The sequence below is a fragment of the Enterobacter cancerogenus genome (genome assembly GCF_019047785.1).
GTDB classification, from domain to species: domain Bacteria; phylum Pseudomonadota; class Gammaproteobacteria; order Enterobacterales; family Enterobacteriaceae; genus Enterobacter; species Enterobacter cancerogenus.
Window position 1 is genome coordinate 2,112,634 of record NZ_CP077290.1, and the last position, 21,830, is coordinate 2,134,463.

19 protein-coding genes are annotated in these 21,830 nt (G+C 57.4%); 15 read left to right on the forward strand and 4 right to left on the reverse strand.

Features of this window, described 5'->3' with window-relative positions; all coding sequences use genetic code 11:
• Positions 1-35: 35 nt before the first annotated feature.
• Complete coding sequence (gene rraB / locus I6L58_RS09905) at positions 36-461, reverse strand: ribonuclease E inhibitor RraB (protein ID WP_006174224.1); 426 nt, start codon at positions 459-461, stop codon at positions 36-38.
• A gap of 99 nt (positions 462-560) precedes the next feature.
• Between rraB and argL the strand changes: the two genes are divergently transcribed.
• Together argL and argF (I6L58_RS09915) are read left to right on the forward strand one after the other, a co-directional pair.
• Positions 561-656, forward strand: a complete 96-nt coding sequence (gene argL, locus I6L58_RS09910) for a putative translational regulatory protein ArgL (RefSeq protein ID WP_213826104.1) — start codon at positions 561-563, stop codon at positions 654-656.
• Positions 626-1,630 carry an ornithine carbamoyltransferase gene (gene argF / locus I6L58_RS09915; protein ID WP_088208748.1) on the forward strand — a complete coding sequence of 335 codons (1,005 nt, stop codon included), beginning with the start codon at positions 626-628 and terminating at the stop codon, positions 1,628-1,630. The genes argL and argF (I6L58_RS09915) overlap by 31 nt, the downstream gene beginning before the upstream one ends.
• A 122-nt stretch (positions 1,631-1,752) precedes the next feature.
• Here argF (I6L58_RS09915) and I6L58_RS09920 read toward each other — a convergent pair whose 3' ends face one another.
• Complete coding sequence (locus I6L58_RS09920; protein WP_088208908.1) at positions 1,753-2,205, reverse strand: YhcH/YjgK/YiaL family protein; 453 nt, start codon at positions 2,203-2,205, stop codon at positions 1,753-1,755.
• Positions 2,206-2,881: 676 nt separating this feature from the next.
• On the opposite strand from I6L58_RS09920, the gene arcA reads away from it, so the two are divergent.
• From arcA to gbpA, 10 genes are all read left to right on the forward strand, one after another.
• Positions 2,882-4,102 (forward strand): arginine deiminase, encoded by a 1,221-nt coding sequence (gene arcA / locus I6L58_RS09925; RefSeq protein WP_006174237.1) that lies wholly within the window; start codon positions 2,882-2,884, stop codon positions 4,100-4,102.
• A gap of 10 nt (positions 4,103-4,112) precedes the next feature.
• Positions 4,113-5,024, forward strand: coding sequence for a carbamate kinase (gene arcC, locus I6L58_RS09930; protein ID WP_006174238.1), 912 nt, complete (start codon positions 4,113-4,115; stop codon positions 5,022-5,024).
• A gap of 120 nt (positions 5,025-5,144) precedes the next feature.
• Positions 5,145-6,149 (forward strand): ornithine carbamoyltransferase, encoded by a 1,005-nt coding sequence (gene argF, locus I6L58_RS09935; protein ID WP_088208747.1) that lies wholly within the window; start codon positions 5,145-5,147, stop codon positions 6,147-6,149.
• A gap of 45 nt (positions 6,150-6,194) precedes the next feature.
• Positions 6,195-7,598 (forward strand): YfcC family protein, encoded by a 1,404-nt coding sequence (locus I6L58_RS09940; protein WP_058609569.1) that lies wholly within the window; start codon positions 6,195-6,197, stop codon positions 7,596-7,598.
• An 80-nt stretch (positions 7,599-7,678) separates the two neighbouring features.
• On the forward strand, positions 7,679-8,158 hold the full coding sequence (locus I6L58_RS09945; RefSeq protein ID WP_042322591.1) for an arginine repressor: 480 nt from the start codon (positions 7,679-7,681) through the stop codon (positions 8,156-8,158).
• A 100-nt stretch (positions 8,159-8,258) separates the two neighbouring features.
• A complete protein-coding gene (locus I6L58_RS09950; RefSeq protein WP_006179090.1) occupies positions 8,259-8,363 on the forward strand; it encodes a pyrBI operon leader peptide in 105 nt (34 codons plus the stop codon).
• A 34-nt stretch (positions 8,364-8,397) separates the two neighbouring features.
• On the forward strand, positions 8,398-9,330 hold the full coding sequence (gene pyrB / locus I6L58_RS09955; RefSeq protein ID WP_006179089.1) for an aspartate carbamoyltransferase: 933 nt from the start codon (positions 8,398-8,400) through the stop codon (positions 9,328-9,330).
• A gap of 12 nt (positions 9,331-9,342) precedes the next feature.
• A complete protein-coding gene (gene pyrI / locus I6L58_RS09960) occupies positions 9,343-9,804 on the forward strand; it encodes an aspartate carbamoyltransferase regulatory subunit (RefSeq protein ID WP_003863370.1) in 462 nt (153 codons plus the stop codon).
• 73 nt (positions 9,805-9,877) lie between these two features.
• Positions 9,878-10,264 carry a 2-iminobutanoate/2-iminopropanoate deaminase gene (gene ridA, locus I6L58_RS09965; protein ID WP_006179088.1) on the forward strand — a complete coding sequence of 129 codons (387 nt, stop codon included), beginning with the start codon at positions 9,878-9,880 and terminating at the stop codon, positions 10,262-10,264.
• 138 nt (positions 10,265-10,402) lie between these two features.
• Positions 10,403-11,854 carry an N-acetylglucosamine-binding protein GbpA gene (gene gbpA / locus I6L58_RS09970; RefSeq protein WP_088208746.1) on the forward strand — a complete coding sequence of 484 codons (1,452 nt, stop codon included), beginning with the start codon at positions 10,403-10,405 and terminating at the stop codon, positions 11,852-11,854.
• A gap of 99 nt (positions 11,855-11,953) precedes the next feature.
• On the opposite strand, the gene I6L58_RS09975 is transcribed toward gbpA, so the two are convergent.
• Together I6L58_RS09975 and mgtA are read right to left on the reverse strand one after the other, a co-directional pair.
• Positions 11,954-14,338 carry a beta-N-acetylhexosaminidase gene (locus I6L58_RS09975; RefSeq protein WP_088208745.1) on the reverse strand — a complete coding sequence of 795 codons (2,385 nt, stop codon included), beginning with the start codon at positions 14,336-14,338 and terminating at the stop codon, positions 11,954-11,956.
• Positions 14,339-14,537: 199 nt separating this feature from the next.
• Positions 14,538-17,246 carry a magnesium-translocating P-type ATPase gene (gene mgtA, locus I6L58_RS09980; protein WP_088208744.1) on the reverse strand — a complete coding sequence of 903 codons (2,709 nt, stop codon included), beginning with the start codon at positions 17,244-17,246 and terminating at the stop codon, positions 14,538-14,540.
• Between the two features lie 389 nt (positions 17,247-17,635).
• Between mgtA and treR the strand changes: the two genes are divergently transcribed.
• The 3 genes from treR to treC all read left to right on the forward strand — a co-directional run bounded on the left by treR (position 17,636) and on the right by treC (position 21,824).
• Positions 17,636-18,583: a trehalose operon repressor TreR gene (gene treR / locus I6L58_RS09985; protein WP_088208743.1), complete on the forward strand. Its 948-nt coding sequence runs from the start codon at positions 17,636-17,638 to the stop codon at positions 18,581-18,583.
• A gap of 126 nt (positions 18,584-18,709) precedes the next feature.
• The gene (gene treB, locus I6L58_RS09990) at positions 18,710-20,128 is read left to right on the forward strand and encodes a PTS trehalose transporter subunit IIBC (protein WP_088208907.1); all 1,419 of its coding nucleotides are present in this window, start codon (positions 18,710-18,712) and stop codon (positions 20,126-20,128) included.
• A 52-nt stretch (positions 20,129-20,180) separates the two neighbouring features.
• The gene (gene treC, locus I6L58_RS09995) at positions 20,181-21,824 is read left to right on the forward strand and encodes an alpha,alpha-phosphotrehalase (protein ID WP_088208742.1); all 1,644 of its coding nucleotides are present in this window, start codon (positions 20,181-20,183) and stop codon (positions 21,822-21,824) included.
• The last annotated feature ends 6 nt before the right edge of the window (positions 21,825-21,830 follow it).

Sequence of the window (21,830 nt, forward strand, 5' to 3'; positions counted from 1 at the left end):
AAAAAAGCGGTGGCACGCGCCACCGCCTGAAACGCTTAGTGACGCACGCCGTCGTCGTCTTCGTCGATGTAATCTTCGTCGTCGCCTTCTTCGCCCTCTTCACCGTTCGGATCTTCGAAGTAGGTTCCCCAGCCGTCGTATTCCACGTCAAACTTCTCGGCCAGGTTCATTAGCTGTTCTACCTGGGCGTCGATCAGCTCTGCCTTCAGCGCGCCTTCGCTCAGGATGTCGCAGCAGATGACGGTGTCGCCCTCTTCCACTTCCAGCTCTTCCGGCTCGGTCACTTCGTAACCCAGTTTGAAGGCTTCAACCGCCATTTTTTCCAGCGCGTCAAAATCGTCAGCAGAGAAATGGTGCTCGATGGTGTACAGCGCGTCCGGATCGCTTCCGTCTTCCAGCAGTTCTTCAATAATCAGGCGCGTCTCTTCGCGTTGCTCTTCCAGGTGTTCCGGGTTTGCCATGGCTCAATCCTCTTTAAAGTGCGGCAGATACTTCTATTTTCACACACGGACGTGTTTGCCTCCACCTTTGTAAGAAAGATTTGTGAAACAGGGTTGCAAATGAATAATTACACATATAAAGTGAATTTTAATTCAATAAGTGGCGTTTGCCATGCGAGGATAAAATGTCCGATTTGTACAAAAAACACTTTCTGAAATTGCTCGATTTTACCCCTGCACAGTTCACTTCTCTGCTGACCCTTGCCGCACAGCTCAAAGCCGATAAAAAAAAGGGCAAGGAAGTACAAAAGCTTACCGGTAAAAACATCGCGCTCATCTTCGAAAAAGACTCGACCCGTACACGTTGCTCTTTCGAAGTTGCCGCATTTGACCAGGGCGCACGCGTTACGTATTTAGGGCCGAGCGGCAGCCAGATTGGGCATAAAGAGTCAATTAAGGATACCGCACGCGTGCTCGGGCGGATATACGACGGCATTCAGTACCGCGGTCACGGCCAGGACGTGGTCGAAACGCTGGCGCAATATGCAGGCGTGCCGGTGTGGAACGGGCTGACCAACGAGTTCCACCCAACGCAGCTGCTGGCGGACCTGCTCACCATGCAGGAGCACCTGCCGGGCAAGGCATTTAACGAGATGACGCTGGTCTATGCGGGCGATGCGCGCAACAACATGGGCAACTCGATGCTGGAAGCGGCAGCGTTGACCGGGCTGGATCTGCGTCTGGTGGCCCCGAAAGCCTGCTGGCCGGAAGCGAGCCTGGTGGCGGAGTGCAGCGCGCTGGCAGAGAAGCATGGCGGGAAGATCACCCTGACGGAAGATGTGGCGGCAGGCGTGAAGGGCGCGGACTTTATCTATACCGACGTGTGGGTGTCGATGGGCGAGCCGAAAGAGAAGTGGGCGGAGCGGATTGCGCTGCTGCGCGGCTATCAGGTGAATGCACAGATGATGGCGCTGACCGGCAACCCGGACGTGAAGTTCCTGCACTGTCTGCCCGCGTTCCATGACGACCAGACCACGCTCGGCAAGCAGATGGCGAAAGAGTTCGATCTGCACGGCGGGATGGAGGTGACGGACGAGGTGTTTGAGTCACCGGCGAGCATCGTGTTTGACCAGGCGGAAAACCGGATGCATACGATTAAGGCGGTGATGGTGGCGACGCTTGGGGAGTAATGGACTCTTCTGCGGTCTGGTGCCCTCATCCCGGCCCTCTCCCCAAAGGGGCGAGGGGGTAAAGACGGCTCGGTGCAGTCCCCTCTCCCCCGTGGGGAGAGGGTTAGGGTGAGGGGTAAAGGTCACTCCACCAGCATCTTCACAACAACCTTACGCACCTGCGCAGGCGCACCCACCGCACACAGCGGCTTGTGCACTTCGCCCGGCCAGAACACCACAAAATCCCCTTCGCTGAGCACCACGGTTTTCTCCTGCTCACCCTCGGGCAGGAAGGCGATGTCTTTATCCGCCAGCCAGTCGGTGTCCGGCGTACCGTGCGGCAGTGTGCTAAAGGTCATCCCCTCCTGGCCCTTGAGGACGATCTGAATATCCAGATAGCGCGCGTGATACTCGGCGCGGCGTTCGGCGTACGGCTGGGTCGTGTCCTCTGAAACAAGGTAAAACAGGCTGTTGCCGTCAATATCGTGCTTGCCGGTCGGGGTTGCGTCGGTGACGTGTGCCTTAACGTGTTCGATAGCCTGACGCAGCTCTTCGGCCAGCCAGGGTTGTAGATGGTGGATGTTGCCAATAATCATGTTCAAACCCTCAATATAAAACACCGTTTCATTTTAATCTTTTATACGAGAATTCAGACTGCCATACCACCCCTTTTTAAACGAGATTTGCGCGAACGCATGTTTATCGGGAATTGTGTTAAATATTTGTATGTCGTCCACAGGCAATTATGCAGAGGTTATGCATAACCCCTGCCCGGCGCGATCGCACAACAAACTTAACTGGCTGAATTTAAATGATTAATAACAAAACTCCGTGTCGCCTCACACTTTACTCTTTTGGTTATGTGCTGAAAAATTCAATAATTATTTATGGATTTTCCTTAAGTCAAAAATAGATAATTGTGAATAATGCATAGCCATTCTCGTTCCTGATTAAAATCCTTTTAAATCATTATGATATCTAATTATTTCAAAAGATTGCCATCTACAAATTAATAACAACCTCGAATAAAGCCAATAGATCATGCTTAGCTATTCATCCGCAAATAATAGCCAATTAATCATTATCTGATTCGAATCATGCAATTGAATACAAACCGCGTAATATCGCTTTTCGCGTGAGCAATATCACATTAACGATTATTCAACCGCCTAGTATGAGTCTCGAAATCAATTGAGCTTAGCCGCCATGGAGTTAATTACACCGCATGGCGCATGCCCTTTTTATTCTGAAAAAACGGTTTAAGGAATAATTATGGAAAAGCATTACGTCGGTTCTGAAATTGGTCAATTGCGTAGCGTTATGCTGCACCGCCCAAATTTAAGCCTGAAACGGTTAACGCCATCGAACTGTCAGGAGCTGTTATTCGACGATGTTCTGTCGGTCGAGCGGGCGGGTGAGGAGCATGACATCTTCGCAAACACGCTGCGTGAGCAGGGTGTGGAAGTCCTGCTGTTGACCGACCTTCTTACTCAAACGCTTGATATTGCAGAAGCAAAAGCGTGGCTGCTGGAGACGCAAATCTCCGATTATCGCCTTGGGCCCACCTTTGCCACCGACGTGCGCGGCTGGCTGGCAGATATGCCGCACCGCGAGCTGGCGCGTCGCTTAAGCGGCGGATTAACCTACGGCGAAATTCCTGCCGCGATTAAAAATATGGTTGTCGATACCCATACGGCGAATGATTTTATTATGAAGCCGCTGCCCAACCATTTATTTACCCGCGACACCTCCTGCTGGATTTATAACGGCGTATCAATTAACCCAATGGCCAAACCGGCACGTCAGCGTGAAACCAATAACCTGCGGGCAATATATCGCTGGCACCCGGCGTTTGCCGACGGCGATTTTATTAAATACTTCGGCGACGAAAATATTAATTACGACCACGCCACCTTAGAAGGCGGTGATGTGCTGGTGATTGGCCGCGGGGCGGTATTAATCGGATTGTCTGAACGCACCACGCCGCAGGGGGTCGAGTTCCTCGCGAACAGTTTATTCCAGCATCGTCAGGCCGAGCGGGTGATCGCCGTTGAACTGCCGAAACACCGCTCATGCATGCACCTCGACACCGTCATGACCCACATCGACGTGGACACCTTCTCCGTCTACCCGGAAGTGGTGCGCAAAGATGCCCAGTGCTGGACGCTCACCCCGGACGGACGCGGCGGCCTGCTGCGCACCCAGGAAACCGACCTGCTGCACGCCATCGAAAAAGCCCTCGGCATTAACCAGGTGCGCCTGATCACCACAGGCGGCGATGCCTTTGAAGCCGAACGCGAGCAGTGGAACGACGCCAACAACGTCCTGACCATCCGCCCGGGCGTGGTGATCGGCTACGAGCGCAACATCTGGACTAACGAGAAGTACGACAAAGCCGGGATAACCGTACTGCCTATCCCGGGCGACGAACTGGGACGCGGACGCGGCGGCGCACGCTGCATGAGCTGCCCGCTGGAACGTGACGGAATTTAAAGGAGCCACTATGGAACGTAAACCCACTCTGGTTGTGGCCCTCGGCGGCAACGCGCTGCTCAAGCGCGGCGAGCCGCTGGAAGCGGAGATCCAGCGCCAGAACATCGAACTCGCGGCCCGCACCATCGCCGGGCTGACGGCACAGTGGCGCGTGGTGCTGGTGCACGGCAACGGGCCGCAGGTCGGGCTGCTGGCGCTGCAAAACAGCGCCTACGACAAAGTTACCCCCTACCCGCTCGACATCCTCGGCGCGGAAAGCCAGGGGATGATCGGCTACATGCTCCAGCAGGCGCTGAAAAACAATCTGCCCCAGCGCGAGGTGAGCGTGCTGCTTACCCAGGTGGAGGTGGACCCCGCCGACCCGGCGTTTACCAACCCGACCAAGTACATCGGCCCGATCTACACCGACGCGCAGGCGAAGGCGCTGGCGGCAGAAAAAGGCTGGATATTCAAGGCCGACGGCAGCGCATTCCGGCGCGTGGTGCCTTCCCCGCAGCCGAAACGCATCGTTGAGAGCGATGCCATCACGGCGCTGATCCAGCGCGACCATCTGGTGATCTGCAACGGCGGCGGCGGTGTACCGGTCGTGGAAAACGCCAACGGCTACCGCGGCATTGAGGCGGTGATCGACAAAGACCTTTCCGCCGCGCTGCTGGCGCGCCAGATAGAGGCCGATGCCCTGCTGATCCTCACCGATGCTGACGCGGTTTACCTCGACTGGGGCAAACCAACCCAACGTCCGCTGGCTCAGGTCACGCCGGCGTTACTGAACGATATGCAGTTCGACGCCGGATCGATGGGGCCGAAAGTGGCCGCCTGCCGCGAGTTCGTTGAAGCCTGCGGCGGCATCGCCGGGATCGGCGCCCTGGCCGACGGGGCAGAGATTCTGGCGGGCGAGAAAGGCACGCTGATTCGTAACTAATCCCCTCACCCCGCCCTCTCCCCAAAGGGGAGAGGGAGCAAACCATCCCCTCGCCCCTTTGGGGAGAGGGTTAGGGTGAGGGGTAAGGTCTCAGTCTTTAATTTCAAAAAGGATTTACCCATGACCATCAACCTGAAAAACCGCAACTTTCTGAAACTGCTGGACTTCACCCCCGCCGAGATCCAGTACCTGATCGACCTTGCCATCGAGCTTAAGGCCGCCAAAAAAGCCGGACGCGAAAAGCGGACGTTAGTCGGTAAAAACATCGCCCTGATCTTTGAAAAAACCTCCACCCGCACCCGCTGCGCGTTTGAAGTGGGCGCATTTGACCAGGGCGCGCAGGTGACTTACCTCGGCCCAAGCGGATCGCAGATTGGCCATAAAGAGTCGATGAAAGACACCGCCCGCGTGCTGGGACGGATGTATGACGGCATCGAATATCGCGGCTTCGGCCAGGCGATTGTGGAAGAGCTGGGCGAGTACGCGGGCGTGCCGGTGTGGAACGGCCTGACCGATGAGTTCCACCCGACGCAGATCCTCGCCGACCTGATGACCATGCTGGAGCACGCACCGGGCAAAACCCTGCCGGAGCTGAGCTTTGCCTACCTGGGCGACGCGCGGAACAACATGGGCAACTCGCTGATGGTCGGCGCGGCCAAAATGGGGATGGATATTCGCCTGGTCGCACCGAAATCCTTCTGGCCAGAGGCCGGGCTGGTTGAGCAGTGCCGGGCCATCGCCAAAGAGACCGGAGCGCGCATCACGCTGACCGACGACGTGGAAGAAGGCGTCCAGGGCACCGATTTCCTCTACACCGACGTGTGGGTGTCGATGGGCGAGCCAAAAGAGGCCTGGGCCGAGCGCGTCAGTCTGATGACGCCGTACCAAATCAACGCCAGCGTGATGAAGGCCACCGGCAACCCGAACGTGAAGTTCATGCACTGCCTGCCGGCGTTCCACAACGAGCACACCAAAGTGGGCCGCGAAATCGAGATGGCCTACGGCCTGAAGGGGCTGGAAGTGACGGAAGAGGTCTTTGAGTCCCCGAACTCCATCGTCTTCGACGAAGCAGAGAACCGCATGCACACCATTAAAGCGGTCATGGTGGCGACACTCGGCGACTAATCACCGCCCGGCGCACCTCGGGTGCGCCGGGTTGAGGAGAACATCATGGGCAAGTTCAAATTTCCCTCCGCTTACACCATTCTCTTTTTCCTGATTGCCGTGGTTGCCGTGCTGACGTGGATTGTACCGGCCGGGCAGTACCACATGGCGATGAACGAGGCGCTCGGTAAAGAGGTACCGGTGGCCGGCACCTACGCGCACGTCGCAGCGCATCCGCAGGGACTGGTCTCCGTGCTGATGGCACCGATCGCCGGGCTGTACGATCCGGAATCCGGCCAGGCCGGGGCGATCGACGTCGCGCTGTTTATCCTGATCATCGGCGGTTTTCTCGGGATCGTCACCAAAACCGGGGCGATCGACGCCGGGATCGAGCGCGTCACCACCCGCCTTCGCGGACGCGAAGAGTGGATGATCCCGATCCTGATGGCGCTGTTTGCCGCAGGCGGCACGATTTATGGCATGGCTGAAGAGTCGCTGCCGTTTTACACCCTGCTGGTGCCGGTGATGCTGGCCGCCCGTTTCGATCCGGTGGTTGCGGCCTCCACCGTCCTGCTCGGCGCGGGGATCGGTACGCTCGGCTCCACCATTAACCCGTTCGCCACGGTGATCGCCGCCAACGCGGCGGGGATCCCCTTCACCAACGGTATCGCCTTACGCGTGGCGCTGCTGGTGATTGGCTGGCTCATCTGCGTGGCGTGGGTAATGCGTTACGCCCGCAAAGTGCGCAAGGATCCGTCACTCTCCATCGTTGCGGACAAGCAGGAGGAGAACCTCGCCCACTTCCTTGGCAACAAGGGCGAGCAGTCGCTGGAATTTACCCCGGTGCGTAAACTTATCCTGCTGATCTTCGCGCTCGCCTTCGCGGTGATGATCTACGGCGTGGCGGTGCTCGGCTGGTGGATGGCGGAAATCTCGGCGGTGTTCCTTGCCAGCGCGATTATCGTGGGCCTGATCGCTCGCATGAGTGAAGAGGAACTGACCTCCACGTTTATCAACGGCGCACGAGATTTGCTGGGCGTCGCGCTGATTATCGGCATCGCGCGCGGTATCGTAGTCATCATGGATAAGGGCATGATTACCCACACCATTTTGCACAGTGCGGAAGGTCTGGTCACCGGCTTATCCACGGTGGCGTTCATCAACGTGATGTACTGGCTGGAGGTGGTTTTGTCGTTTCTTGTGCCTTCTTCGTCCGGCCTGGCCGTACTGACGATGCCGATCATGGCGCCGCTCGCCGATTTCGCTAACGTCAACCGCGACCTGGTGGTCACGGCTTACCAGTCGGCATCCGGCATCGTTAACCTGGTCACTCCTACCTCTGCCGTCGTGATGGGCGGGCTGGCTATCGCCCGCGTGCCTTACGTGCGTTATCTCAAATGGGTGGCGCCGCTGCTGGCGATCCTGACGGTGGTGATTATGGTGGCGTTAAGCCTGGGTGCATTGTTGTAATTTGCCGGATGGCGCTGCGTCTGTCCGGCCTACGGATCGGTGCAGCGCCACCGGTTATTTCGGGAACTGATAGGGTAAATATGATGGATTACGAAGAGTACTCACCCAAAGAGCAACTACAGCTGACGGTGTGCCAGCGTCTGATCGCCGAAAAGAGCTATCTCTCCCAGGAGGAGATCCGCCGCGACCTGCAGGAACATGGCTTTGAGACCATCAGCCAGTCCACCGTTTCGCGCCTGCTGAAGTTGCTCGGAGTCATAAAAATTCGAAATGCCAAAGGGCTAAAGATTTATTCGTTGAATCCACAGCTGCGCCCTGCCCCCGACGCCGCGCGCACCGTTTCCGAAATGGTGGTCAGCGTGGAGCACAATAGCGAATTTATCCTTATCCATACCGTCGCCGGATATGGCCGCGCGGTGGCGCGTATTCTGGATTATCACCAGTTACCGGAAATTTTAGGCGTGGTTGCCGGAAGCAGTATCGTCTGGGTGGCACCGCGTGTCGTGAAGCGCACCGCACTGGTGCATAAGCAAATTAATTATTTACTCAGAACGCATTAATATTCACAAAGAACCGTTTGCATTGAGTAAAGCGTGCATTAAATCGCTTGATCCGCATAACGGGGTGCGTATAATGCCCGACAATTTGCCGGGAGGAAGCATGGTCAAGCGTGTACGACATATCGTCTTACCGCGTCTGAAATCAGACGCTGGCCTGCCGTTTTTCTTCCCGTTGCGTACCCTATTCCCAGAGCCCCTCATTTGAGGGGCTTTTTTTTGCCCGGCGTCAGGAGATAAACATGAATCCGCTTTATCAAAAACACATCATTTCCATAAACGACCTCAGCCGCGAAGAGCTGGAACTGGTTCTGGAAACCGCGGCAAAACTGAAAGCGAATCCGCAACCGGAGCTGCTGAAGCACAAGGTGATCGCGAGCTGCTTCTTTGAAGCCTCGACCCGCACGCGCCTCTCCTTTGAAACCTCCATGCACCGCCTGGGCGCGAGCGTGGTGGGCTTCTCGGACAGCAGCAACACGTCGCTGGGTAAAAAAGGCGAGACCCTGGCGGATACCATTTCGGTTATCAGTACTTACGTTGATGCGATTGTCATGCGCCATCCGCAGGAAGGGGCCGCCCGTCTGGCGACCGAATTTTCCGGCGGCATTCCGGTGCTGAACGCCGGCGACGGTGCGAACCAGCATCCCACGCAGACCCTGCTGGATCTGTTCACCATTCAGGAAACCCAGGGCACGCTGGAAAACCTGAACATCGCCATGGTCGGCGACCTGAAATATGGCCGCACCGTTCACTCCCTGACCCAGGCGCTGGCGAAATTTAACGGCAACCGCTTCTTCTTTATCGCCCCGGACGCGCTGGCGATGCCGCAGTACATTCTCGACATGCTCGATGAAAAAGGCATCGCGTGGAGCCTGCACGCCAGCATCGAAGAGGTGGTGGGCAACGTCGATATTCTGTATATGACCCGGGTGCAGAAAGAGCGTCTGGATCCGTCTGAATATGCCAACGTGAAGGCACAGTTTGTCCTGCGCGCCAGCGACCTCGAGGGGGCGCGCGACAACATGAAGGTATTGCACCCGCTGCCACGCATCGATGAAATCAACACCGACGTGGATAAAACCCCGCATGCCTGGTACTTCCAGCAGGCCGGGAACGGCATCTTCGCTCGCCAGGCGTTACTGGCACTGGTTCTGAATCGCGATTTGGCTCTGTAAGGGGAAACGACAATGACACACGATAACAAACTCCAGGTTGAAGCCATCAAACGTGGCACCGTGATTGACCACATCCCTGCGCAGGTCGGCTTTAAGCTGTTGACCCTGTTCAAACTGACCGAAACCGACCAGCGCATCACCATCGGCCTGAACCTGCCGTCGGGCGAGATGGGCCGCAAAGACCTGATCAAAATCGAGAACACCTTCCTGACCGACGAGCAGGTCAACCAGCTTTCCCTGTACGCGCCGGACGCCACGGTGAACCGCATCGACGACTATGACGTGGTGGGCAAATCCCGCCCGAGCCTGCCGGATCGTATTGAGAGCGTGCTGGTCTGCCCGAACAGCAACTGCATCAGCCATGCTGAGCCAGTTTCATCCAGTTTTGCAGTGAAAAAGCGCGCGAACGACATCGCACTCAAATGCAAATACTGTGAAAAAGAGTTTTCTCATTATGTGGTGCTGGCCAACTAATTGAGGTTGGTAATGAAAACCCGGCTGTTATAATGGCCGGGAACATTCTTAACGCTGTAATTCTGGAGAAAACATGAGCAAAGTACTTGCGACGGAAAATGCACCAGCCGCTATTGGCCCATACGTTCAGGGCGTTGATCTGGGCAGCATGATCATCACCTCCGGTCAGATCCCGGTGAACCCAAAAACCGGTGAAGTGGCGGAAGACGTAGCCGCACAGGCGCGTCAGTCACTGGAAAACGTGCAGGCGATTGTGGAATCAGCGGGCCTGAAAGTGGGCGATATCGTGAAAACGACCGTTTTCGTTAAAGACCTGAACGACTTCGCGACCGTGAACGCGACCTACGAAGCGTTCTTCACCGAGCATAACGCTACCTTCCCGGCGCGCTCCTGCGTGGAAGTGGCGCGTCTGCCAAAAGACGTGAAAATTGAAATTGAAGCGATCGCCGTACGTCGATAATATATTTCAATGAATTCAAGGCAGCTACGGCTGCCTTTTTTATTTCGACCATTTTTACTCTCTGTATAAAATGACAGATAACCTTGTCCATTATTAGACTTTATTCGCCAAGTAATACTTTCTTTTAATGGACGAGTAATGAAACTTTCAAAAATCGCATTTGCAATCGCAACATTGACCGTTGCCTCTTCTGCATTTGCTCATGGATATATTGAGTCTCCAGCCAGCCGTGCTTATATGTGTAAGCTCGGTCAAAATATTGATTGCGGTACCGTTCAGTACGAACCGCAGAGCGTGGAAAAATCCTCCGGTTTCCCTACTGGCGCGATGCCGCCTGATGGTCAACTCGCCAGCGCCGGTATTTCTCAGTATTCCCAGCTCGATAAACAGAGCCTGAATGCGTGGACGAAAAGCCCTATGACGGCCGGTCCACACCAGTTCGTCTGGTATCATACTGCGCCACATAAAACGACTAACTGGCGTTATTATATTACCAAACAAAACTGGAACCCGAATAAACCGCTGACCCGCGATCAATTCGAATTAACACCATTCTGTACCGTTAACGGTAATGGCCAGGCACCTGCTCAGCGTCAGACAATGAATTGTAATGTGCCTGAGCGTACCGGTTACCAGGTTATTTATGGCGTTTGGGAAATTGCCGATACCTCTAACAGCTTCTACCAGGCTATCGACGTTGATTTCGGTAACGGCGGCAACGTGACGCCAGACGAAACGCCAGTTGTCGTGTCCGAGTGGACTAAGACGCTGAACGGCCAGATCGCAGGTAATAACCTGAACGCAGGCGACAAAGTGATCGCGCGCTTCTTCGACGCAAACGGCGAAGTGGCCTCTATGCGCACTGAACTGACCATCGCCTCTGCTGAACAGGGTGATGCGAACCAGTGGTCTTACGACCTGGCGCAGCAGATCAACAACGCACACGGCGACGTTCGCGTTGGCGTTAAAGATGAAAGCGGTGAAATCAACCCGGTTCACGGCGCAAACAGCGTGTTCGTGAAAGACGGCAGCCAGCTGAAGTCCGTTGCTATCTCCTATGAAGAGCAGCAGGCTGACGTGAGCGAAACCATCGCCGTATCTAACCTGCAGTACAGCAAAATTGAAAACGGCAACGCAACCGTCACCTTCCACGTGAATACCCACGGTGATGTGAACCTGGAAGCGCACGTCATGAACCACATGGGTGCGGAAAAAGGTTATGTGAAGCAGGACATGAATAACGCCAACCAGGACGTGACCATGAACCTGACCGACGTGACCGCAGGCCACCACATGCTGAAATACTACGCGACCAACAAAGACGGCACGATGTTCGCTCAGGACGTGCTGAACCTGATGCTGGAAGAAGATTCTGCAAGCGGTAACACCGGCAGCTACGACTTCACCTTCCCGCAGAACATCGGGTCGTACAAAGCAGGTACCGTGGTATTGCAGCCAAAAAATGGCAAGACTTACCAGTGTAAGCCTTTCCCTTACAGCGGCTACTGCGTGCAGTACAGCCCAACGGCAAACCAGTATGAGCCAGGCGTTGGCGCTCACTGGAAAGAAGCGTGGATTCTGAAGAACTAATCTGAAGCATTCCGTTGCTTTTGCGCCCGGCGGCACTGTGTTTGCCGGGCCTACACGTTACGTAGGCCCGATAAGCGAAGCGCTACCGGGCTTCTCTTTTTACTGATTCCGCGTGGCGCGCAGCAGCGTCTCCAGCGGATAAACCGCCGCAATCACCACCTCATCCTGAATCTTCGCCGCGTTATCCAGTTCGTTCTGAATCGAGGCAATCTCTTTATCGTCCAGCGTCCCCTGACGCGCCACCAGATCGGTCAGCCGCAGACCTATCGACGCCAGTTTATCCACCTCCTGAATCACCGGCTTGATGGCCTTCAGCTGGTAACTGTTCTCGCTTAAGGCCAGCGCATCGCTGGTGTTGTTCTGCCAGCGGTTGAAGACGCGGCGCAGCGCGTCGGCGCTTTCCGTGTCTTCGGCGTCGCTGACCAGCCTGTCGACCCATTTATTCATCTGACGCACGGTCAGGCTTTCTGCATTCAGGGCATCCGCCAGGCGGTTAAGCGGCTCAAACTGATGATAATTTCCGGCCTGGAACTTAAGGTGCTGGCGGGTGTAATACTGCGCCGGTTCAATCGCCTGGGCGAGGATCTGCAGCGGTAAGGTATCGGCGCTGTTTGCCAGACGGGTAAACTGCACCTGCTGCTGGGTGTGCTGCTGGAGGCCCACCGACACCGTCGTCCAGCTGTCCATCGCCTGCAGGCGGGTGTACATGTTATCGACGTCGTTGACATCCTGCGCCGACCACAGCCGCTCCGCCACGGCAAAGGCGCGCGGCCACAGGCGAATGTCCAGCACCGGGGCGACCACGTTTTCCGCCCACAGCGCGGCTTCACCGCCGAGCAGGTTGGCCTGGTTGCCGGGCGACGGAACGACCGGGGCGACGCCTTTCGGTATCTCATCCAGCCGTTTGCCGACGATCGGATATCGGGCGTTACCCACCAGGAAATAGCCGCCGAGGGTGTCGTTATTAACAGAAACCACCGGTCGCGTTTCCCCCATCCAGGTGTCCACGGTGAAGGTCACCTGATTGTCGTCGCGCCACTGGATATCCTGCACCGCACGGCGAGATTTGCCGGCAAAATCAATGAACCCGCGCCAGCCCGCATTGCCTTTCACCAGCGTAAAGCTCCCCTCTACCGGCTTGCCTTTCAGGCGCGGCATGGAGAAGGACCAGCTCTGCGCGCTGTCGTCATCGGCAATAACATCCACCCCGTTCAGCCCCTGGGGGATAATTTCGTTGCGATAGTGGTAGGCGGTGGACTGCGGCTGGTCGAGGTAGAAGCCCGTCGAAAGGATCCCTTTATAGCCCTTCTGCGCCACCTGCCCCAGCGCGTCCTGTCCCTGCCAGGACTGGATCAGAATGCTTTTCGGCAGATCGGGATGGAAGATCTCGTCCCAGCCAACCATCTGCCGATGATGTTTTTCGAGGATCGTCTCCAGCCGACGGTTGAAGTGTGCCTGCAGCGCGTGGCTGTCCGCCAGTTTGTTATCGCGCATAAATGTCTGAATGGCGGCGTTTTCTTTCCATTGGGTGTCGTCCACCTCGTCACCGCCGATATGCAGATACGGGTCGGGGAAGATCGCTGCCAGTTCGCTGACCATCGCGTCGGCAAAGGTATAGGTCGCCTCTTTTGTCGGATCGAGAACCGGCTTCAGCACGCCCCAGTGGCGTTCCATCTGATACGGCCCCGGGGCACTCATCAGCTCAGGATAGGCCACGGCAATTGCCGAAGCGTGGCCCGGCATGTCGATTTCCGGCACCACGCGGATGCCGCGTTCGGTGGCGTAACGCACGATCTCGCGCATCTGCTCAGGGGTATAAAACAGCCCGTCGCTGGCAAGCTGGGTCAGTTTAGGGTAGCGCGTCGAGGTGAAGCGCCAGCCCTGATCGTCGGTCAAATGCCAGTGCAGCACGTTGAGCTTTGCCGCCGCCATACCGTCAATTTGACGTTTGATATCCGGCAGGGGAATGAAATGCCGCGCCGAATCCAGCAGCAGGCCGCGCCACGGGAAGCGGGGGGAATCCTCTATCGTCACCCACGGCAGCGAGGTGTTTTCCGCGCCGTTTTGAACAAGCTGGAGCAGCGTTTCCATCCCGCGCAGTGCGCCAAAACGCGTGTTGGCCGAGATCGTCACGCCGCTGGCATCCACAACGAGCCTGTAGCTTTCATCGCTGTCGGGCAGCGGCTGCGGTTTGACCTTTTTGGCTATCGCAATGCGGATGGTGGGTTTTTCAGGTTTCCCGGCCTGCGGCTGGAGCGTCCAGCCGGTTTGCAGGGCAATACGCTGGCGCAGACGGTTGACCGCCTCACCAAGATCGTCGCCGCTGACGCTGACGGAGAGGTTATCGGTGAGTACCAGCGCCCCCTGCGTGGTGGGGCGTTCGACCTTTGCAGGCCAGGGCATCAACGGGAGATCGCCTGCCGGTGCGGCAAATGCGGAAGCGCCGAGCATAAGCCCGGCGGTTAAGAGACTGTACCGTAACATGAATGTTCCTTATCTGACGGGCCAAATAAAGGCAAAACATTTTGTTAACATGCGTACAAATTGTCGTCAAGCGCAAGGGCCGACGCAGATCACAGGTTGTTGAATTTAGGAGGAAAGCTATTGCCCGGTGGCGCTGCGCTTACCGGGCCTACGTGACGGAAGTAGGCCGGGTAAGGCGAAGCCGCCACCCGGCAAAAAATCACTGCCACCCATACCGGCGCGCATAGAACCCTTTCACCATCTGCGTCAGCACCATGTAACCCGCGAGGATCGCCACCAGCCATGGGAAGTAGCTCAGCGGCAGCGCCTGCAGCTGCAGGTAGCTCGCCAGCGGCGAGAACGGCAGCGCGATACCGAGCGCCATCACGATGCCGGTCATGACGATCAGCGGCCATGCGGCACGGCTCTGGATGAACGGAATGCGGCGCGTGCGGATCATATGCACCACCAGCGTTTGCGACAGCAACCCCACCACGAACCAGCCGGACTGGAACAGCGTCTGGTGTTCAGGCGTGTTAGCGTGGAACACAAACCACATCAGGCAGAAGGTCAGGATGTCGAAGATCGAGCTGATCGGGCCGAAGAACAGCATAAAGCGGCCAAGATCGGACGGATTCCAGCGCTGCGGCTTCTGGATCTGCTCATCATCAACGTTATCAAACGGGATCGCCACCTGAGAGACATCGTACATCAGGTTCTGGATCAGCAGGTGCAGCGGCAGCATTGGCAAGAACGGCAGGAACGCGCTCGCTACCAGCACGCTGAAGACGTTACCAAAGTTGGAGCTGGCGGTCATCTTGATGTACTTAAGCATGTTGGCAAAGGTCCGACGCCCTTCGATCACGCCCTCCTCCAGCACCATCAGGCTCTTTTCCAGCAGGATGATATCCGCCGCTTCACGGGCAATATCCACCGCGCCGTCGACGGAAATACCAATGTCCGCCGCGCGCAGTGCAGGGGCATCGTTAATGCCGTCGCCCATAAAGCCGACCACGTGGCCTTCACGGCGTAGCAGAGTGACTATGCGCTCTTTGTGCATCGGCGTCAGGCGGGCAAACAGCGTGGTGCGCTGGGCAAGGGCCGCCAGCTCATCGTCGGACAGGGGCTCAATGTCGCTGCCCACCACCACATCGCCCGCGTCCAGCCCCACTTCGTGGCACACTTTCGCCGCCACCAGCTCGCTGTCGCCGGTCAGGATTTTCACGGTAATACCGCTGGCCTTCAGCGCCTTCAGCGCCGGCGCGGTGGTCTCTTTCGGCGGATCGAGGAATGCGATGTAACCTTCGAGGATCAAATCGGATTCATCGATACGCTGATAGTCCCCTTCCCGCGCGGGCAGGAACTTGCTGGCTACCGCCACCACGCGCAGTCCCTGTCGGTTCAGGTTGTCGGTGACGCGTTTGATGCGGCGCAGCATGGTGTCGTCCAGCGGCACAATCTCGCCGTTATGGCGCACCTGGGTTGAAACGTTGAGGATCTCCTGCAGCGCCCCTTTGCAAATCAGCTGATGCACATCCTCTTGCTCGCTCACCACAACCGACATGCGGCGGCGCTCGAAGTCGAACGGGATCTCATCCACCTTTTGCCAGCGGCCAGAGAGCGTGCGGGCAGACTCTTCGTCTACGCCTTCCAGCACGGCGACGTCGAGCAGGTTTTTCAGCCCGGTCTGGTAATGGCTGTTGAGCCAGGCGCTGTGCAGCACGCGATCGCTGGTTTTACCGGCGATATCGGTGTGGTTCTCCAGCACGATTTTGTCCTGGGTCAGCGTGCCGGTTTTATCGGTGCAGAGAATGTCCATCGCGCCGAAGTTTTGAATGGCGTCGAGGTGCTTAACGATAACTTTTTGCTTAGAGAGTTTGACTGCCCCGCGTGCCAGGGTGGAGGTCACAATCATCGGCAGCATTTCCGGCGTCAGGCCGACGGCCACGGAGAGCGCGAACAGCGCCGCTTCCCACCAGTCGCCCTTGGTGTAGCCGTTGATCAGCAGCACAATTGGCGTCATCACCATCATAAAGCGGATCAGCAGCATGCTGACGCGGCCAATGCCCTTCTGGAACGCATTCGGCTCGCTCTCCTGCTCGGTGACGCGCCCGGCCAGCTGCCCGAACCAGGTGCTGCCCCCGGTCGCGGTGACAATCGCCTGCGCCGTGCCGCTCACCACCGTGGTGCCCATAAAGCACAGGGTATCGCACTCCAGCGGATTCACCTGCTGCGGCTCACGAGTGCGCGCCACTTTCTCAACCGGCAGGGATTCACCGGTCAGCGAGGCCTGCGCCACAAACAGATCGCGAGCCTGAATGATGCGTAAATCCGCGGGGATCATATCCCCGGCGGCGAGCTTCACCAGATCGCCCGGCACCAGCTGGTCGATAGGCAGCTCAACCCAGGCGTTTTCCCCCAGATCGTTAATCACGCGGGAGACGGTCGCCGTGTTGCTGACCATCGCTTTCAGGGCGTCCGCCGCTTTGGTGGAGCGGGCTTCCTGAATGAAATTGAGCAGCGTGGAGATGCCCACCATCAGCGCAATCACCCCGGCGGCAAACAGATCTTCGGTCGCGTAGGAGATAATGCCCAGCACGGTCAGCAGCAGGTTGAACGGGTTACGGTAGCAGTGCCACAGGTGCACCCACCACGGAGACGGCTTTTGCGCCGGAATCTGGTTGTCGCCGTGCACGGCGCGGATTTTTTCCACTTCAAGCGCGTTCAGCCCTTCCGGATGTCCGCCAAAGGCGCGCCAGACTTCATTTTCATCCATTGCCGCCACATTCAGGCAGCGTTCGGTCAGGGATGCCGGGATCGCCGCACCGGCCAGATGTTTGGCGTTCGGCAGCGGGTCGCGCTCGGTCAGGCGACGTGGCAGATGACGGCTCAGCTGGGCAAGCAGCTGGCGAGTAATATTTTTAAGCATAGTAAGCTCCCCGCATCCGCCGGGCGGATGCAGTCTTTCCTGCAGGCGCGACAAAGCCGGGCCTGAGGGGCACTTAAGATTTCAAGCAGGAGCGTTTAAAACGCGCTGCCTCACGTAACCGGTGAGCAGCGCGGAGGCTGGCTTACCGGAAAGAAATTGCTCTCCCGTTCAGGAGAGGGGCGGGATCGGGATCCATATAGCCTCCGGTAAGTAAAAAGTGGGATGTCGCCGCGCAGTATAAGGATTTATCCATACCGTTTGTGACGATTCGGGCGGTATTATAACCCCAGGCAAATAAACCTAACGTAAACCAGACTTTGCCCATAGCCAATTCGCGCTATAGCATTAGGCTCAATTGACCATTTTGTCGTTGTTACAGGGAAAACAGCATGCAGAACCGCCTTACGATTAAAGACATTGCGCGTTTAAGCGGCGTGGGGAAATCCACCGTCTCGCGCGTGCTCAACAACGAAAGCGGTGTCAGCGAACGCACGCGTGAACGCGTCGAGGCGGTGATGAATCAGCACGGTTTTTCCCCTTCCCGCTCTGCGCGCGCCATGCGTGGTCAGAGCGATAAAGTCGTCGCCATTATCGTCTCGCGTCTGGATTCTCTCTCAGAAAACCTCGCCGTACAGACCATGCTTCCCGCCTTTTATGAGCAGGGTTACGATCCCATCATGATGGAAAGCAAGTTCTCGCCGCAGATGGTGGAAGAGCACCTGGGCATGCTCCAGCGCCGCAACATTGATGGCGTGGTGCTGTTTGGCTTTTCCGGGATTCAGGACGAGATACTTAAGCCGTGGCAGCGGTCGCTGGTGCTGCTGGCGCGTGATGCCAGCGGGTTCGCCTCCGTTTGTTACGATGACGAGGGGGCGATTATCACCCTGATGCAGCGCCTGTTCGAGCAGGGCCATCGCTATATAAGCTATCTGGGCGTCCCGCATACCGACGTGACCACCGGCAAGCGCCGCCACGAGGCATACCTGACGTTCTGTAAAAAACATAACCTCCCCGCCGTGGCGTCCCTGCCGGGCCTGGGCATGAAGCAAGGGTATGAGCAGGCCGCAAGCGTCCTGACGCCCCAAACCACCGCGCTGGTCTGCGCCACGGATACTCTGGCGCTTGGCGTAAGTAAGTATTTACATGAACAGCGTATTACCAATCTGCAGGTCGCAAGCGTGGGCAGCACGCCGCTGATGAAGTTCCTGCACCCGGAGATCATCACCGTCGACCCCGGCTACGCGGAGTCTGGCCGACAGGCAGCCGCGCAGTTGATAGAGCAGATTAATGGTCGCGCGGAGCCGCGCCAGATCGTTATTCCCTCACACCTAGCTTAACCATCCAACATCAGATTATTGTGATCCTCCCCCAATTTCGGGAACGTTCCCGTTTTCGCCGTCACGCTTAAAGAGTAGGCTTGCGCTCAGGTCATAACCCCTATCAATAGATCATGAGGTTTCATGATGAGTAAAGTCAGACAAGCAGATATCGACCAGCTGATCGTCCTGGTCGGCGGACGCGAGAACATTGCGACCGTCAGCCACTGTATTACCCGCCTGCGCTTCGTGCTGAACGATCCGGCCAAAGCCAACCCTAAAGCCATTGAAGAGCTGTCGATGGTCAAAGGCTGCTTTACCAACGCCGGTCAGTTCCAGGTCGTTATTGGTACCGAAGTGGGCGATTACTATCAGGCTCTGCTGGCGACAACCGGGCATTCCTCCGCCGATAAAGAGCAGGCGAAGAAAGCCGCGCGCCAGAATATGAAGTGGCACGAACAGCTTATCTCCCATTTCGCAGAGATTTTCTTCCCGCTGCTGCCGGCGCTGATCAGCGGGGGCTTAATCTTAGGGTTCCGCAACGTCATCGGGGACGTGCCGATGAGCGACGGCAAAACGCTGGCGCAGATGTACCCGGCCCTGCAAAGCATCTATGATTTCCTGTGGCTGATTGGCGAAGCGATCTTCTTCTATCTGCCGGTGGGGATCTGCTGGTCCGCGGTGCGCAAGATGGGCGGTACGCCGATTCTCGGCATCGTACTGGGCGTCACGCTGGTCTCTCCACAGTTAATGAACGCTTACTTACTTGGTCAGCAGGTGCCGGAGGTATGGAACTTCGGCCTGTTTACCATCGCGAAAGTCGGTTATCAGGCGCAGGTGATTCCCGCCCTGCTCGCAGGCCTGACGCTGGGCTTTATCGAGACGCGCATCAAGCGCATGGTGCCGGATTATCTCTATCTGGTGGTAGTGCCGGTCAGCTCGTTGATTATTGCGGTGTTCCTCGCGCATGCCTTTATCGGTCCGTTTGGCCGCCTGATTGGCGACGGTGTGGCCTTCGCGGTGCGTCACCTGATGACCGGCAGCTTCGCGCCGATTGGTGCCGCGCTGTTTGGCTTCCTGTATGCCCCGCTGGTGATCACCGGCGTGCATCAGACCACGCTGGCGATTGATATGCAGATGATCCAAAGCCTTGGCGGCACGCCGGTCTGGCCAATCATTGCGCTCTCTAACATCGCACAGGCTTCTGCGGTCACCGGCATTATCATCGTCAGCCGCAAGCATAACGAACGTGAAATCTCCGTTCCGGCGGCGATCTCCGCCTACCTCGGCGTGACCGAACCGGCAATGTACGGCATCAACCTGAAGTACCGCTTCCCGATGCTCTGCGCAATGATCGGCTCCGGCCTGGCGGGCCTGCTGTGTGGCCTGAACGGCGTGATAGCGAACGGGATCGGCGTCGGCGGCCTGCCGGGCATCCTCTCCATTCAGCCCGCGTTCTGGCAGGTGTTTGCCCTGGCAATGGCCATCGCAATTATCGTCCCGATGGCGCTCACCACCGTGATATACCAGCGTAAATTCCGTCAGGGCACGCTCCAGATCGTCTAACGTTATCTTTCGGGGCGCAGTTGCGCCCCCTTCGCATTTGCAGGAACGCATTATGAATACCCTTCCTCACTGGTGGCAGAACGGCGTCATCTATCAGATCTACCCGAAGAGCTTCCAGGACACGACCGGGCGCGGCACCGGCGATTTACGCGGCGTAACGCAGCGTCTTGATTACCTCAAAACGCTCGGGATCGACGCCATCTGGCTGACGCCGTTTTACATCTCTCCGCAGGTGGATAACGGTTACGATGTGGCGAATTACACCGCCATCGATCCGGCCTACGGTACGCTGGACGATTTTGATGAGTTGGTCGCCGAGGCGCACCAGCGCGGCATTCGCATTGTTCTGGATATGGTGCTGAACCACACCTCAACGCAGCACGCCTGGTTCCGCGAATCGCTGAATAAAGCCAGCCCGTATCGTCAGTTCTACATCTGGCGCGACGGCACGCCGGACCAGTTGCCTAACAACTGGCGTTCGAAATTCGGCGGCAACGCCTGGCGCTGGCATGCCGAAAGCGAGCAGTATTATCTGCACCTTTTCGCCCCGGAGCAGGCGGACCTCAACTGGGAGAATCCTGACGTGCGCGCCGAGCTAAAAAGCGTGTGCGAATTCTGGGCCGATCGCGGCGTGGACGGTCTGCGTCTCGACGTGATCAACCTGATTTCAAAAGACCAGAATTTCCCGAACGACGACGTGGGCGATGGCCGCCGCTTCTATACCGACGGGCCGCGCATTCACGAGTATCTGCAGGAGCTGAGCCGCGACGTCTTTACGCCGCGCAACCTGATGACCGTAGGCGAAATGTCATCCACCTCGCTGGAGAACTGCCAGCAGTACGCATCGCTCGATGGCCGCGAGCTGTCGATGACCTTTAATTTCCATCACCTCAAGGTCGATTATCCCGGCGGCGAAAAGTGGACGAAGGCAAAACCAAACTTCGTGGCGCTGAAAACCCTGTTCAGCCACTGGCAGCAGGGGATGCATAACAAAGCCTGGAACGCGCTGTTCTGGTGTAACCACGATCAGCCGCGCATTGTGTCGCGCTTTGGTGACGAGGGGGAATACCGCGTCGTCGCCGCGAAGATGCTCGGCATGGTGTTGCACGGCATGCAGGGCACGCCTTATATCTATCAGGGCGAAGAGATTGGCATGACCAACCCGCACTTCACGCGCATCACCGACTATCGCGACGTGGAAAGTCTGAACATGTTCGCCGAACTGCGGGCAACCGGTCGCGATCCGGATGAACTGCTGGCGATCCTGGCGAGTAAATCCCGCGATAATGGCCGCACGCCAATGCAGTGGGATGCCTCGCACAACGCGGGCTTTACCGCAGGCGAACCCTGGATTAGCGTCTGCGATAACTACGAAACCGTGAACGCCCGCGCGGCGCTGGGTGACCCGGATTCGGTGTTTTATACCTATCAAGCCCTGATTCGTCTGCGTAAAACCCTGCCAGTGCTGACGTGGGGGGATTATGAGGATCTTCTGCCTGACCACCCTTATCTGTGGTGCTACCGCCGCCAGTGGCAGGGGCAAACTCTGATCGTGGCCGCAAACCTCAGCCCTGCGCCTCAGGAGTGGCGTCCCGATGCCCTGCATGGCGAGTGGAACGTGGTAATGAGCAACTATGCCGGTCCAGACGCGGCAGTGCTCCGGCCGTTTGAAGCCGTCTGGTGGCTGCAGGCGTAAACCTCA